The sequence below is a fragment of the Enterobacter sp. IF2SW-B1 genome (genome assembly GCF_001743375.1).
Classification (GTDB): Bacteria; Pseudomonadota; Gammaproteobacteria; order Enterobacterales; family Enterobacteriaceae; genus Enterobacter; species Enterobacter bugandensis.
Window position 1 is genome coordinate 68,264 of record NZ_MJAA01000003.1, and the last position, 12,738, is coordinate 81,001.

General features: G+C 54.3%; 17 protein-coding genes. 8 read left to right on the plus strand and 9 right to left on the minus strand.

What is annotated here, in order from left to right:
* Positions 1 to 14: 14 nt before the first annotated feature.
* From oppC to A6013_RS07975, 4 genes are read left to right on the plus strand one after another with little or no spacing between them, the layout of a single operon-like run.
* Positions 15 to 923 (plus strand): oligopeptide ABC transporter permease OppC, encoded by a 909-nt coding sequence (oppC, locus tag A6013_RS07960; protein ID WP_028013428.1) that lies wholly within the window; start codon positions 15 to 17, stop codon positions 921 to 923.
* An 11-nt stretch (positions 924 to 934) separates the two neighbouring features.
* Positions 935 to 1,948 carry an ABC transporter ATP-binding protein gene (locus tag A6013_RS07965; RefSeq protein WP_028013427.1) on the plus strand — a complete coding sequence of 338 codons (1,014 nt, stop codon included), beginning with the start codon at positions 935 to 937 and terminating at the stop codon, positions 1,946 to 1,948.
* Positions 1,945 to 2,949, plus strand: a complete 1,005-nt coding sequence (gene oppF, locus A6013_RS07970; protein WP_041909608.1) for a murein tripeptide/oligopeptide ABC transporter ATP-binding protein OppF — start codon at positions 1,945 to 1,947, stop codon at positions 2,947 to 2,949. The genes A6013_RS07965 and oppF overlap by 4 nt, the downstream gene beginning before the upstream one ends.
* Before the next feature lie 48 nt (positions 2,950 to 2,997).
* Complete coding sequence (locus tag A6013_RS07975) at positions 2,998 to 3,834, plus strand: ion transporter (RefSeq protein ID WP_045260682.1); 837 nt, start codon at positions 2,998 to 3,000, stop codon at positions 3,832 to 3,834.
* A 31-nt stretch (positions 3,835 to 3,865) separates the two neighbouring features.
* On the opposite strand, the gene A6013_RS07980 is transcribed toward A6013_RS07975, so the two are convergent.
* The gene (locus A6013_RS07980; RefSeq protein WP_006810881.1) at positions 3,866 to 4,195 is read right to left on the minus strand and encodes an HI1450 family dsDNA-mimic protein; all 330 of its coding nucleotides are present in this window, start codon (positions 4,193 to 4,195) and stop codon (positions 3,866 to 3,868) included.
* A 33-nt stretch (positions 4,196 to 4,228) separates the two neighbouring features.
* Positions 4,229 to 5,689 carry a cardiolipin synthase gene (gene cls, locus A6013_RS07985; protein WP_028013424.1) on the minus strand — a complete coding sequence of 487 codons (1,461 nt, stop codon included), beginning with the start codon at positions 5,687 to 5,689 and terminating at the stop codon, positions 4,229 to 4,231.
* A gap of 144 nt (positions 5,690 to 5,833) precedes the next feature.
* Between cls and A6013_RS26760 the strand changes: the two genes are divergently transcribed.
* Positions 5,834 to 6,007: a YciY family protein gene (locus A6013_RS26760; RefSeq protein WP_086379783.1), complete on the plus strand. Its 174-nt coding sequence runs from the start codon at positions 5,834 to 5,836 to the stop codon at positions 6,005 to 6,007.
* 106 nt (positions 6,008 to 6,113) lie between these two features.
* Positions 6,114 to 6,749, plus strand: coding sequence for a leucine efflux protein LeuE (leuE, locus tag A6013_RS07990; RefSeq protein ID WP_028013423.1), 636 nt, complete (start codon positions 6,114 to 6,116; stop codon positions 6,747 to 6,749).
* Between the two features lie 34 nt (positions 6,750 to 6,783).
* Here the strand turns inward: leuE and A6013_RS07995 are convergent, their stop codons facing one another.
* Positions 6,784 to 7,080, minus strand: a complete 297-nt coding sequence (locus A6013_RS07995) for a YciI family protein (protein ID WP_069732833.1) — start codon at positions 7,078 to 7,080, stop codon at positions 6,784 to 6,786.
* Between the two features lie 222 nt (positions 7,081 to 7,302).
* Here A6013_RS07995 and tonB point away from each other — a divergent pair, with 222 nt between their 5' ends.
* Entirely contained in the window at positions 7,303 to 8,025 is a 723-nt protein-coding gene (tonB, locus tag A6013_RS08000; protein WP_049138284.1) for a TonB system transport protein TonB, read from the plus strand.
* A 37-nt stretch (positions 8,026 to 8,062) separates the two neighbouring features.
* Here tonB and yciA read toward each other — a convergent pair whose 3' ends face one another.
* The 4 genes from yciA to A6013_RS08020 form a co-directional block, all read right to left on the minus strand.
* Entirely contained in the window at positions 8,063 to 8,458 is a 396-nt protein-coding gene (yciA, locus tag A6013_RS08005; RefSeq protein WP_041909616.1) for an acyl-CoA thioester hydrolase YciA, read from the minus strand.
* A 104-nt stretch (positions 8,459 to 8,562) separates the two neighbouring features.
* Complete coding sequence (locus A6013_RS08010) at positions 8,563 to 9,102, minus strand: septation protein A (protein WP_028013419.1); 540 nt, start codon at positions 9,100 to 9,102, stop codon at positions 8,563 to 8,565.
* 56 nt (positions 9,103 to 9,158) lie between these two features.
* Positions 9,159 to 9,902 (minus strand): YciC family protein, encoded by a 744-nt coding sequence (locus A6013_RS08015; RefSeq protein WP_069732834.1) that lies wholly within the window; start codon positions 9,900 to 9,902, stop codon positions 9,159 to 9,161.
* A 25-nt stretch (positions 9,903 to 9,927) separates the two neighbouring features.
* A complete protein-coding gene (locus A6013_RS08020) occupies positions 9,928 to 10,332 on the minus strand; it encodes a YkgJ family cysteine cluster protein (protein ID WP_052682991.1) in 405 nt (134 codons plus the stop codon).
* Positions 10,333 to 10,613: 281 nt separating this feature from the next.
* On the opposite strand from A6013_RS08020, the gene ompW reads away from it, so the two are divergent.
* The gene (gene ompW / locus A6013_RS08025; protein WP_045260668.1) at positions 10,614 to 11,246 is read left to right on the plus strand and encodes an outer membrane protein OmpW; all 633 of its coding nucleotides are present in this window, start codon (positions 10,614 to 10,616) and stop codon (positions 11,244 to 11,246) included.
* A gap of 43 nt (positions 11,247 to 11,289) precedes the next feature.
* Here ompW and yedF read toward each other — a convergent pair whose 3' ends face one another.
* Both yedF and yedE read right to left on the minus strand, forming a co-directional pair.
* Positions 11,290 to 11,523, minus strand: coding sequence for a sulfurtransferase-like selenium metabolism protein YedF (yedF, locus tag A6013_RS08030; protein ID WP_045260667.1), 234 nt, complete (start codon positions 11,521 to 11,523; stop codon positions 11,290 to 11,292).
* The gene (gene yedE / locus A6013_RS08035; RefSeq protein ID WP_069732835.1) at positions 11,520 to 12,731 is read right to left on the minus strand and encodes a selenium metabolism membrane protein YedE/FdhT; all 1,212 of its coding nucleotides are present in this window, start codon (positions 12,729 to 12,731) and stop codon (positions 11,520 to 11,522) included. Before yedE ends, yedF begins: the two co-directional genes overlap by 4 nt.
* Between the last annotated feature and the right edge of the window lie 7 nt (positions 12,732 to 12,738).

Sequence of the window (12,738 nt, forward strand, 5' to 3'; positions counted from 1 at the left end):
CGCTGGAGCACGCCATGATGTTGAGTAAGAAAAACAGCGAGGCGCTGGAAAACTTCAGTGAAAAACTGGAAGTAGAAGGTCGTAGCCTCTGGCAGGACGCGCGCCGTCGCTTTATGCATAACCGTGCGGCGGTCGCCAGCCTGGTTGTGCTGGTGATCATCGCGCTGTTTGTCACCCTGGCGCCGATGCTGTCGCAATTTACCTATTTCGATACGGACTGGGGCATGATGTCCAGCGCGCCTGATATGGAGTCCGGCCACTATTTCGGTACCGATTCATCCGGCCGTGATTTGCTGGTGCGCGTGGCGATTGGTGGCCGTATTTCTCTGATGGTCGGTATCGCCGCCGCGCTGGTGGCGGTGATCGTGGGGACGCTTTACGGCGCGCTTTCCGGCTACCTTGGCGGCAAAGTAGACTCGGTGATGATGCGTCTCCTGGAAATCCTGAATTCCTTCCCGTTTATGTTCTTCGTGATTTTGCTGGTGACCTTCTTCGGCCAGAACATCCTGTTGATCTTCGTGGCCATCGGGATGGTTTCCTGGCTGGATATGGCGCGTATCGTGCGCGGCCAGACGCTGAGCCTCAAACGCAAAGAGTTTATCGAAGCGGCGCAGGTAGGGGGCGTATCAACCAGTAATATCGTGGTTCGTCATATCGTGCCTAACGTGCTGGGCGTGGTGGTGGTCTATGCCTCACTGCTGGTGCCAAGCATGATTCTGTTTGAATCCTTCCTCAGCTTCCTGGGGCTGGGCACGCAGGAGCCACTGAGCAGCTGGGGTGCGCTGCTGAGCGACGGCGCAAACTCGATGGAAGTTTCACCGTGGCTGCTGCTTTATCCGGCGGGTTTCCTGGTCGTTACCCTGTTTTGTTTTAACTTTATCGGCGATGGCCTGCGTGATGCCCTCGACCCGAAAGACCGTTAAGGAGCGCCGTCATGACAATTATTGAAACGGCCACCGCGCCACAGGCGCAGCAGCAGAGCAATCTTCTGCTGGATGTTAAAGACCTCCGCGTGACCTTTAAAACCCCGGACGGCGATGTTACTGCGGTCAACGATCTCAACTTTAACCTGAGCAAAGGGGAAACGCTGGGGATCGTGGGTGAATCCGGCTCCGGAAAATCCCAGACGGCATTTGCGTTAATGGGCCTGCTGGCCGCTAACGGCGTGATTGGCGGTTCGGCGAAATTCAACGGTCGCGAAATTCTTAACCTGCCGGAGCTCGAGCTGAACAAGCTTCGCGCCGAACAGATCTCAATGATTTTCCAGGATCCGATGACCTCCCTGAACCCGTATATGCGCGTCGGTGAGCAGCTGATGGAAGTCCTGATGCTGCACAAAGGTCTGGGCAAAGCGGAAGCTTTTGAGGAGTCCGTTAAAATGCTGGATGCGGTAAAAATGCCGGAAGCGCGCAAGCGCATGCGCATGTTCCCGCACGAGTTCTCTGGCGGTATGCGTCAGCGCGTGATGATTGCCATGGCGCTGCTGTGCCGGCCAAAACTGCTGATTGCCGATGAACCGACTACCGCGCTGGACGTCACCGTGCAGGCGCAAATCATGACCCTGCTGAACGAGCTTAAGCGTGAGTTCAACACGGCGATTATCATGATCACCCACGATCTGGGCGTGGTTGCCGGTATCTGTGACAAAGTGCTGGTGATGTACGCCGGGCGCACCATGGAATACGGCAAAGCGCGCGACGTGTTCTATCAGCCAGCCCATCCGTACTCGATTGGCCTGCTGAACGCGGTACCGCGTCTTGATGCGGAAGGGGAATCCCTGCTCACCATTCCGGGCAACCCGCCAAACCTGCTGCGACTGCCGAAAGGCTGTCCGTTCCAGCCGCGCTGCCCGCACGCGATGGAAATCTGTAACAGCGCGCCGCCGCTGGAAGAATTTGCCCCAGGCCGTCTGCGCGCCTGCTTTAAGCCGCAGGAGGAGCTGGTATGAACGCAGTAGATGAAAAACGCAACGTGCTGCTCGAAATCGCCGACCTCAAGGTGCATTTCGACATCAAAGATGGCAAGCAGTGGTTCTGGCAGCCGCCGAAGACCCTGAAAGCGGTAGATGGCGTCACCTTGCGTCTGTACGAGGGGGAAACCCTGGGCGTGGTGGGCGAATCCGGCTGCGGTAAATCCACCTTTGCGCGTGCGATTATCGGTCTGGTGAAAGCCACCGGCGGCAAAGTGGCCTGGCTGGGTAAAGATCTGCTGGGCATGAAGCCTGACGAGTGGCGCGACGTGCGCAGCGATATCCAGATGATTTTCCAGGATCCGCTGGCGTCATTAAACCCGCGTATGACCATCGGTGAGATTATCGCCGAACCGCTGCGCACCTATCATCCAAAGATGCCGCGTCAGGAAGTCCGCGACCGCGTGAAGGCGATGATGCTCAAAGTCGGGTTGTTGCCTAACCTCATTAACCGTTACCCGCATGAATTTTCAGGCGGCCAGTGTCAGCGTATTGGCATTGCGCGTGCGCTTATCCTTGAGCCGAAACTGATTATTTGTGATGAACCGGTCTCCGCGCTGGACGTGTCGATTCAGGCGCAGGTGGTTAACCTGCTTCAGAAACTACAGCGCGAAATGGGGCTGTCGCTAATCTTCATTGCGCACGACCTGGCGGTGGTAAAACACATCTCCGACCGCGTGCTGGTGATGTATCTGGGCCATGCCGTGGAACTGGGAACCTATGACGAGGTGTACCATAACCCGCTGCACCCTTATACCAAAGCGCTGATGTCGGCTGTGCCGATCCCCGATCCGGATCTGGAAAAGAATAAAACGATTCAGCTTCTGGAAGGGGAATTGCCGTCGCCGATCAATCCGCCGTCGGGCTGCGTGTTCCGCACGCGATGCCCAATGGCCGGGCCGGAATGCGCGAAAACGCGACCGGTGCTGGAGGGCAGTTTCCGACATGCGGTTTCCTGCCTGAAAGTAGACCCGCTATAATCGCAAGGGCTGACATGATGTCAGCCCTTATTTTTTTGCGAGGTTACCGTGTCGCGTTTATTCACTTCAGCCCGTCGGCGGCTCTATCATCTTTTATTCGATCCTGAAACGGTATCGGGACGCCGTTTTGAAGGTCTGTGTGCGCTGTTTGCGCTACTGAGCGTAGTGGTCATCTTTATTGAATCGGGTGTGGGGACGCAATATCACCTGACATTTGAGGAATGGCATGCGTTTGTCTGGCTGGAACTTATTATTACCCTGGTCTTTACCGCAGAGTATATTCTGCGTGTTGTTTGCTGGCCCAACCCGGCAAAGTACGTCTTTAGCTTCTGGGGCTTTATTGATTTAGCGACGATCCTGCCGCTCTATGTGATGTGGCTGTGGCCGGAGATCAGCCTCAACTATGTTTTCGCCTGGCGAGCGATGCGCGTTATTCGGGTCTTGCGTATTCTGAAGTTACTGCGCTTTATGCCGTCGCTGCGCGTATTCTGGAGCGCGATCGTCAGCGCACGCCATCAGCTTATTCTGTTCTATTCGTTCATTGCCATTGTGATGATTGTTTTTGGCGCGCTGATGTATTTGATCGAAGGGCCGAAATATGGCTTCACGACGCTCAACGCTTCCGTCTACTGGGCGATAGTGACCGTTACGACCGTGGGGTATGGCGATATCACGCCCCATACGCCGCTGGGACGGATTGTGGCATCCGTGCTGATTCTGATTGGGTATTCGGTAATTGCCATTCCGACGGGGCTTATTACCACGCACATGAGCAGCGCGTTTCAGAACCATAAACAGCGGCGCAAATGTCCGAACTGCCACCAGGCCGATCATGAACACAGCGCGCGGTTTTGCAACCGCTGCGGAAGCGCGTTACCGGATTAAATAAAAAAGGCTGCTATCGCAGCCTTTTTTATTATTCGCGCCAGAGTATGTGACACAGCTTGTGGTCTTTCTCACGACACAGCAGGACGCGCGCAAAAATGTCGTTAATTTCACCGCCGTCTTCATCAGCCAGCCCAATAACCACTTCGGCAAAGAAGTCAGGGTTCAGGTCGAAATCTACATGTTCGGCCCAGTCCTCTGAAGGGTCGAACAATTCGGCACCGCCGCGCTCTTCGAACTGCAGATTAAAGAGGATCACGTCTGCGGGATCGAGGTTATCAACCGCCAGTTCGAGAAAAATGTCATAGGCCTGCTCGAGCGTTTCGTCTTCGGTCAGGCGATTGTTCAGATCCATTTCCATGATGACTACCTGTTTAACATCGTTGGGCACGTTTTACAGCAACGGACTAAAGAAGTAAAACAGTCGTTCAGCTATTCGCTGCCATAACGGACGTTTTACCCACAGCCTGGCATCCAGCAGCCGCGAGCGGGATATATAGTCATCCTGAACCGCCGCCAGGTCACCGCCAAAGCCGGCGTCATCAATCACCAGGGTGATTTCAAAGTTTAGCCACAGGCTGCGCATATCAAGGTTAACCGTGCCCACCAGGCTTAATTCGCCGTCGACCAGCACGCTCTTGGTATGCAGGAGCCCGCCTTCAAATTGGTAAATTTTCACCCCGGCGGCAAGCAGTTCGCTAAAAAAGGCACGGCTGGCCCAGCCCACCAGAAGGGAGTCATTTTTGCGTGGCAGAATGATACTGACATCGACGCCGCGCTGCGCTGCGGTACAAATCGCGTGCAGCAGATCATCGCTGGGGACAAAGTAGGGCGTCGTCATGATCAGATATTCACGCGCGGAGTAGGTTGCCGTCAGCAGCGCCTGGTGAATCAAGTCCTCCGGGAAGCCCGGTCCGGAGGCGATAGTATGAATTGTATGACCGCTGGCCTCTTCAAACGGCATAATATTGCCATCCGGCGGTGGCGGCAGGATACGCTTGCCGGTCTCTATCTCCCAGTCGCAGGAGTAAACGATGCCCATCGAGGTGGCAATCGGCCCCTCCATTCGCGCCATCAGATCCACCCATTGCCCGACGCCGGAGTCCTGTTTAAAGAAGCGCGGGTCAACCATGTTCATACTGCCGGTGTAGGCAATATAGTTATCGATCATGACCATTTTACGGTGCTGGCGAAGGTCCATCCGGCGCAGAAACACGCGCAGCAGATTCACCTTCAGTGCCTCAACCACCTCGATACCGGCGTTACGCATCATGCCCGCCCAAGGGCTACGGAAAAATGCCACGCTGCCCGCGGAGTCCAGCATCAGACGGCAGTGGATCCCCCTGCGTGCGGCCGCCATCAAGGATTCAGCGACCTGGTCAGCCATGCCGCCGGGCTGCCAGATATAAAACACCATCTCAATATTATGGCGAGCCAGCTGAATATCGCGGATTAACGCCTGCATGACATCATCGGACGACGTCAGAAGCTGGAGCTGATTGCCCTTAACGCCGCCAATCCCCTGGCGGCGCTCGCAGAGCTTAAACAGCGAGGAGGCGACGCTGCTGTTCTCCTCTGCAAAGATATGCTTGCAGGCTTTGAGATCGTTAAGCCACTTCGCGGTAGAAGGCCACATTGCGCGCGCGCGCTCGGCACGGCGTTTACCCAGATGAAGCTCACCGAAAGAGAGATAGGCAATAATTCCCACCAGTGGGAGGATATAAATGATCAGAAGCCAGGCCATGGCAGAGGGTACGGCTCTGCGCTTCATCAGGATGCGTAACGTCACACCCGCGATTAACAGCCAGTATCCCAGAATGACCAGCCAACTCACCACGGTGTAGAAGGTTGTCATAGATAAAAAAATCCTTTTGAAAGCGTATTGTTATGAGTGTACGCATCAGGATTCATCTGGCAAATAAAAACGCCAGGTAAAAGCGCTGGTTTGCTGTCGGGTTGGGTTTATAATGGCGGCTCTGTTTGAGAAAGAGTTGTAGACATGAAGCGCAGTAGAACAGAAGTAGGGCGCTGGCGTATGTTGCGACAGGTGAGTCGTCGCAAGGCTCGTTGGCTGGAAGCACAATCCCGCCGCAATATGCGTATCCACGCCATCAGAAAATGTGGATTGACCCGGCACCGCAATGCGTTGCTGTTCGCAGTCCAGGATATCTGAAACCCATGAGGGCACCGCAAGGTGCCCGCTGATTATATTGTGTCTTATTTTGCGAATATCGTTATTGCGGCGATATTCCGGTTATTTTTAGCAAAAGGAGGGAGAGGTGTTTGCGGAGTTTGGTGTACTGAATTTCTGGACGTATGTTGTTGGCGCATTTTTTATCGTGCTGGTTCCCGGGCCAAACACCCTGTTTGTGCTGAAAACGGGGATCGGTCACGGTGTGAAAAAAGGGTATCTTGCCGCGACCGGCGTGTTTATCGGTGATGCGGTATTGATGTTCCTGGCCTGGGCGGGTGTTGCGGCATTGATCCAGACGACCCCCGTACTCTTTAATATCGTGCGCTATCTCGGGGCTTTCTATCTGCTGTGGTTGGGCGGAAAAATGCTCTGGTCGGTGATCACACGTCAGAATAACGCTCAAGAGAGCGGAACCGAGCCTGCCAGCACGATCATGAAACGCTCCCTCGTCCTGAGCCTGACCAATCCAAAAGCGATTCTGTTCTACGTTTCGTTCTTTGTGCAGTTTATCGACGTGAATGCGCAAAATACCGGGACCTCTTTCCTGATCCTCGCTACCACGCTTGAGCTGATTAGCTTTATGTACATGAGCTTCCTGATCTTCTCTGGGGCGTTTGTTACGCGTTATCTGAAAACCAAAAAGAAACTGGCAAAGCTGGGGAACGGGCTGATAGGGCTGCTGTTTGTCGGGTTTGCGGCGCGGTTAGCGTCACTGCATTGATGTGAAGAAAGGCTCCTGCGGGAGCCTTTTTACCTCAGAACACTTTCTTATACGGTCGCACCGTCACTTTTGCATACACACCCGCCGCAACGTATGGGTCTGCGTCAGCCCAGGCCTGCGCCGCTTCAATAGACTCAAACTCAGCAATAACCGTGGAGCCAGAAAAACCGGCGGCTCCCGGGTCATTGCTGTCAACAGCAGGCATTGGACCCGCGGTCAGCAAACGGCCTTCGTCCTGGAGCAGCTGCAGGCGAGCCAGATGGGCAGGGCGAACAGAGAGACGTTTTTCGAGGGAATCAGCGACATCTTCAGAGTAAATCACGTAAAGCACGGTGAAGCTCCTTAAGCGTTATAAAGTGTCAGTTACGTTATGTGAAAGGGCAATTGACTGCAATGTAAAGATAAAAACAACGTTAATACCCCGATCTGGATGTCCTTTTTTTGACCACTCCTGCGCTTAAATTGCGCCAGAACAAAGTGTCTTATTGAATATGATTGCTATTTGCATTTAAAATCAGGGTCCGGTTTTTTAACGTTGATGATTATGACTTCGATGACCCTTGATTTACCTCGCCGCTTTCCCTGGCCGACGCTGTTGTCCGTCGTGATTCACGGTGCCGTCGTGGCGGGTTTGCTCTACACCTCGGTTCATCAGGTTATTGAAATGCCCGCACCCGCCCAGCCGATCTCGGTAACCATGGTCTCGCCAGCGGATCTCGAACCGCCGCAGGTTGCGCCACCACCGCCACAGCCGGTTGCTGAGCCTGAACCGGAACCCGAGCCTGTACCGGAGCCACCGAAGGAGGCACCGGTGGTGATCCACAAACCTGAACCGAAGCCAAAACCTAAGCCGAAGCCAAAGCCGGTGAAGAAGGTCGAGGAGCGTCCGAAACGTGAAGAACGCCCGGTTGAACCGCGCGCGACCCAGCCGGTCGAGAATACAGCGCCTTCGCGTCCGGTCATGAATAACAGCGCACCGGCGGCAAAGCCGACGGTTGCCGCACCAGCGGGCCCACGTGCGTTGAGCCGTAATCAGCCTCAGTATCCGGCGCGGGCTCAGGCCTTGCGTATTGAAGGTCGCGTACGGGTGAAATTTGACGTGACTGCGGATGGCCGCGTGGATAACGTGGAAATTCTGTCTGCGCAACCTTCAAATATGTTTGAGCGCGAAGTGAAGTCGGCGATGCGCAGATGGCGCTACGAACCCGGTAAACCGGGAAGCGGACTGATCGTGAACATTGTTTTCCGCCTGAATGGCGGGGCGCAGATGGAATAAGAAAAGCCTCCGAAAGGAGGCTTTTTTTGCCTGCCATTCAGGCTGGCGGAAGCTGACGAGGTTTACCGTCGCTATCGACAGCGACATAAATAAACAGCGCTTCAGTTGCTTTATAGCGCTGTCCAATCGGTTCAGAAGAGACTTTCTTCACCCAGACTTCAATGTTGATGGAGATGGATGTATTGCCGCGCTTTACGCAGCGGGCGTAACAGCAAACCACATCACCTACCGCAACCGGACGCAGGAAGGTCATTCCATCCACCCGCACGGTCACCACGCGTCCGTGAGCAATCTCTTTTGCAAGAATTGCGCCGCCCATATCCATCTGCGACATCAGCCAGCCGCCAAAAATATCGCCATTGGCATTGGTGTCAGCGGGCATTGCCAGTGTGCGTAAAACCAGTTCGCCCTGAGGGGCGTTATTTGTTGTCATTGTTTTAACTCATAACGGAAGACTTCAGGCGGGATGCTACTATGATTTCACAGCGGAGAGAATAGACCAGAACGCCTGTCGAACACGTTCTGGTCAGCCAGCAATCAGTGCTTGTCGTCCTGCGGCATGTGGCGATAGATATAAATGCCGCTTAGCAGGGTGAATATCAGCGTCAGGGCCGTCAGGCCGAAGACCTTAAAGTTGACCCAGATATTCTGTGGCAGCCAGAAAGCGATATAGATATTGGCAAGACCGCAAAGTATAAAGAACACCGCCCAGGCGATATTCAGGCGCGACCAGACTTCCTGAGGCAGCGTCAGCTCTTTGCCGAGCATGCGCTGGATCAGCGGCTTTTTCATCACCCACTGGCTGATGAGCAGCGCACCCGCAAACAGCGCGTAGATCACCGTCACTTTCCACTTGATAAATTCATCATTGTGGAAGAAGAGGGTTAGCCCACCGAATACGGCGACCAGGACGAACGTTACCAGCGCCATTTTCTCAACTTTACGGTAGCGCACCCAGCTGTAGATCAGCACAACCGCTGTCGCAATAATCAGCGCTGTGGTGGCAGCATAAATGTCATACAGTTTGTAAAACGCGAAAAAGACCACCAGCGGTAAAAAATCAAGAAACTGCTTCATTCTGTGATTCCATCTTCTTTGTTGAGCCGGACCCTGTCATGCACCCGGCATCAGGGTTACTGACGAATTAACATATACAGGCGGAACAGATAGACAAGCAGCACCGCTGAAATCAGGTTGCTCAATGTATTCGCGACCACCGCGCCGACGTTCGGGGTTAATACCGCAAAATTCGGAGCAAACAGGAGCAGGAGCGTTTTTGCCAGCAGCCAGGCAATGACTGCGGGAGCCACCAGACGCATATTAGCCCATGCGAGTCGGATGCTGCTGCGCATCGCGGTAAAAATTCCCATTTTATCCTGCACGACCATTACTGGGGCAAAAGCAAGCACAATAGCCAGTAACACGCCCGGCACCACAACCAGCATAATTCCCATCTGCACCAGCATTGTGGTTAAAAAGATCAGGATAAACAGCTTAGGTAAGACCGGCGCGCTGGCGCCTATCGCCCGCAAGGCGCTGACCCGGTGGCCCGCCGACACCAGTTGGATCATCAGCAAAGCGCCGCCCGCCAGAATGGCGTTACCAATCAGGCCAGAAAACGTGGATGCGGCAGACGCCCGCAGCAGAATTTGTTGCTGCTCTGGCGTCATGTTTTGCACCAGTTCAAATAGCCCCACGCTTCCTGCAAGATGGTCGCCCTGGCTCAGGCTGGCAATCTGTTCTTCACTCGGTGAGAACGCATGACCCAGCACCACAGTGATAAAGGCGCAAAGCAACGCGATCAGTAAAAAGGTAATGAACTGATTGCGGAAAAAATTTCCCGTGTCACGGTAGACAGACTTCGCCGTGATAGACATGCACTCTCCTTGCGTATTGCAGGTGTTAATTAGCCGGCAATTGTACACCGGATGAACCTGCTGTGGCAGCATCAAGGCTTGTATGGAAAAGCATATCTTTGTAAAGCGGCGGTAATCCAAAGCGCGCGCGTGCGCGATTACAGGCTTCGTTGACCTGCCCATCTTCCCCCGACATGGCAAATTCCCGGCACGGGCTGGGGCGATCCTCATAGATTGCGCACCGGGTCGAAACCCCGGGCTCCCCTTGTAAGGCCGCGCAGCGGGCCTGCTTTTGATTGGTGCCGCTCATGCAGCGCAGAAAGGGGGTTAACGGCTCAGTAAGATGAACCGGAACGGTACCGCCGCCATCGCTGGCTTCAGCCCAGTAGAAAGAGACTCGAAAATACGCACAACAGGCTCCGCACGTCATGCACGGGTTAACTTCACTCATAGCACACCTGCAAAAAAGAACGCATCAAATCAACTTGTGAGAGCGATAAATTATCCAGCCGACAGAGGAAGAGCAAGAGGGGGAAAAGAGAAAATTTTGTAACTGTGAAATGCCAAAAATTGACATAGAAACAACTTATTGCTTTTCAAGGCGCCACAAAAAATTAACCCAGATCAATGAATGTTAACTTACTGGTTTTAATGTGATCTGTGGCAGATCACTTATTACTCTTTTGTGAGTATATTCTCATCCGCGATTAAAACCACAACGATGGAGCGGATATGAAAAAATTAGCGGTGGCAGCCCTTGTATTAAGCAGTCTCTCTGGCGGCGCGTATGCGCATGAAGCAGGCGAATTCTTTATTCGTGCCGGTTCGGCTACGGTTCGCCCAACTGAAGGATCGGATAACGTGCTGGGTATGGGCGGTTTTAACGTCAGTAACAACACCCAGTTAGGTTTAACATTCACCTGGATGGCGACGGATAACGTTGGGGTTGAGCTTCTGGCGGCAACACCGTTCCGTCACCGTGTCGGTCTTGGTGCGACCGGTGATATCGCCACGGTTCACCATTTACCGCCAACGCTGATGGCGCAATGGTACTTTGGCGATGCCAGCAGTAAGGTGCGTCCATATATTGGCGCGGGTGTGAACTACACCACCTTCTTCGATGAGAAATTCAACGATACCGGCAAAGAAGCAGGACTCTCCGATCTCAGTCTGAAAGACTCGTGGGGTATGGCTGGGCAGGTTGGTCTGGACTATCTGATTAACCGCGACTGGCTGATCAACGCCTCGGTCTGGTATATGGATATTGATACGGACGTACGCTTCAAGGCGGGCGGCGAGCAGCAAAGCATCAATACGCGTCTGGATCCGTGGGTGTTCATGTTCTCTGCGGGTTATCGTTTCTAATTCTGTATGTTTAATGCGCCCCCGAGGGGGCGCATTTCGTCTATTACTTCTGAATCAAATAGCGAATGGTTGGCCCGTCCTGCTGGATATCCAGCACCGTATAACCGTGGTTTTTTGCATCCAGCGGAATGTTGTTGATGGATTGCGGACAATCGCTCACCACCTCCAGAATTTCACCTTTTTCCAGCTGCGGCAGTGCCTCAAGCGTGGCAACCGCCGGATACGGGCAGGGTTCACCGACCATATCCAGACGATAGTCGGGGACGATCTCTTTCATGCAGCGTTCTCCTGCGTTTCAGTTTTGACGACGGCACGGCGGAAGAAGCGTTTCTCCTGCGCGACAACCAGTAAAAAAGCGACCAGCAGCAGGGCATAAGTCACCAGCAGGCCGCCGAGAGGGCCGAAAGCGCTCAGCAGGTTAACCTTGTCCCAGTTTGTGGCAAGCACCGGGGACATGTCGTCCCAGAAGTATGCGAGGAGTGTGGATCCAAGGACATTCCCAAGCCCGACCCACCAGTAGTGCACCTGTCCCTCAACCGCGCGGTACATCCAGCCGGTTTCACACCCGCCCGCCAGCACAATCCCGAAGCCAAACAGCAGACCGCCAATCACCGCGTTCGGGCCAGCCCACATGATCTTCGGTTCAACACCGAGCTGAACATAGCTGAAAATGCCGATAGCGCTCACCGCCATGCCGGCAATGATTGCCTTCGCCATCATCGTCCTTCCGGTGATCCACATATCGCGAAACGCAGAGGTAAAGCAGATCTGCGCGCGTTCGATCAGCAGGCCAAAGCCGACGCCGAACAACATCGCCAGGCCAAGCTTCGGCTGATTCATCGCCGTGCAAATGGCCCATGCGATCATAGCAAAAAAGACCAGCATACCCAGGCGGAAACGGCGCTTTGCCTGCTCCGGTTTTTGGGTTAGCGGGGACGCCGCGCTGACTTTTGTCATTTTCACCGGAATGCGGAACAGCGGCAGAAGGGTGAATTTTGCTCCGAAGTAAGAGCCAATCGCCGTGGCCACGGCAAAAAACCAGGCATGAAGGGAGAACTGCGGAATCCCCGTAAAGAACGCGGCCAGATTACAGCCCATCGCCAGGCGGGCGCCAAACCCGGCAATCATACCCCCGACTACCGCCTGTATGATGCGAACGCGGCTTTTTGGCATGCGCAGCTTAACGTTGTTTGCCCACAGCGCCGCAGCGAAGCAGCCGCCGAACATGCCAATAATCATCATTCCGTCGATGCGGGTAAGCGGGGTGCCGTCCAGGTGAATAAGTTTGAAGTATCCCCACTCTTCGGTGTGTACGCCTGCGAGCTGCAGCAGTTGCCCACCCCAGCGGGTGAATTCACCGGTGACGGCCCAGAAGGTGCCGGTAATGCCGAAATAATAAGTAGAGAGAATGCCTGCCGCGATGACGGCCGGAACAGGTGACCAGAACTTAACCAGGTAAGTCTGTTTGAAGGATTGCCATGACATGAATAAG

What these genes read in the sequence shown, in the direction of transcription:
- oppC (WP_028013428.1), top strand. Translation starts at nt 15, where the DNA reads ATGATGTTGAGTAAGAAAAACAGCGAGGCGCTGGAAAACTTCAGTGAA.
- A6013_RS07965 (WP_028013427.1), top strand. Translation starts at nt 935, where the DNA reads ATGACAATTATTGAAACGGCCACCGCGCCACAGGCGCAGCAGCAGAGC.
- oppF (WP_041909608.1), top strand. Translation starts at nt 1,945, where the DNA reads ATGAACGCAGTAGATGAAAAACGCAACGTGCTGCTCGAAATCGCCGAC.
- A6013_RS07980 (WP_006810881.1), bottom strand. Translation starts at nt 4,195, where the DNA reads ATGGAAATGGATCTGAACAATCGCCTGACCGAAGACGAAACGCTCGAG.
- cls (WP_028013424.1), bottom strand. Translation starts at nt 5,689, where the DNA reads ATGACAACCTTCTACACCGTGGTGAGTTGGCTGGTCATTCTGGGATAC.
- A6013_RS26760 (WP_086379783.1), top strand. Translation starts at nt 5,834, where the DNA reads ATGAAGCGCAGTAGAACAGAAGTAGGGCGCTGGCGTATGTTGCGACAG.
- tonB (WP_049138284.1), top strand. Translation starts at nt 7,303, where the DNA reads ATGACCCTTGATTTACCTCGCCGCTTTCCCTGGCCGACGCTGTTGTCC.
- yciA (WP_041909616.1), bottom strand. Translation starts at nt 8,458, where the DNA reads ATGACAACAAATAACGCCCCTCAGGGCGAACTGGTTTTACGCACACTG.
- A6013_RS08010 (WP_028013419.1), bottom strand. Translation starts at nt 9,102, where the DNA reads ATGAAGCAGTTTCTTGATTTTTTACCGCTGGTGGTCTTTTTCGCGTTT.
- A6013_RS08015 (WP_069732834.1), bottom strand. Translation starts at nt 9,902, where the DNA reads ATGTCTATCACGGCGAAGTCTGTCTACCGTGACACGGGAAATTTTTTC.
- A6013_RS08020 (WP_052682991.1), bottom strand. Translation starts at nt 10,332, where the DNA reads ATGAGTGAAGTTAACCCGTGCATGACGTGCGGAGCCTGTTGTGCGTAT.
- ompW (WP_045260668.1), top strand. Translation starts at nt 10,614, where the DNA reads ATGAAAAAATTAGCGGTGGCAGCCCTTGTATTAAGCAGTCTCTCTGGC.
- yedF (WP_045260667.1), bottom strand. Translation starts at nt 11,523, where the DNA reads ATGAAAGAGATCGTCCCCGACTATCGTCTGGATATGGTCGGTGAACCC.
- yedE (WP_069732835.1), bottom strand. Translation starts at nt 12,731, where the DNA reads ATGTCATGGCAATCCTTCAAACAGACTTACCTGGTTAAGTTCTGGTCA.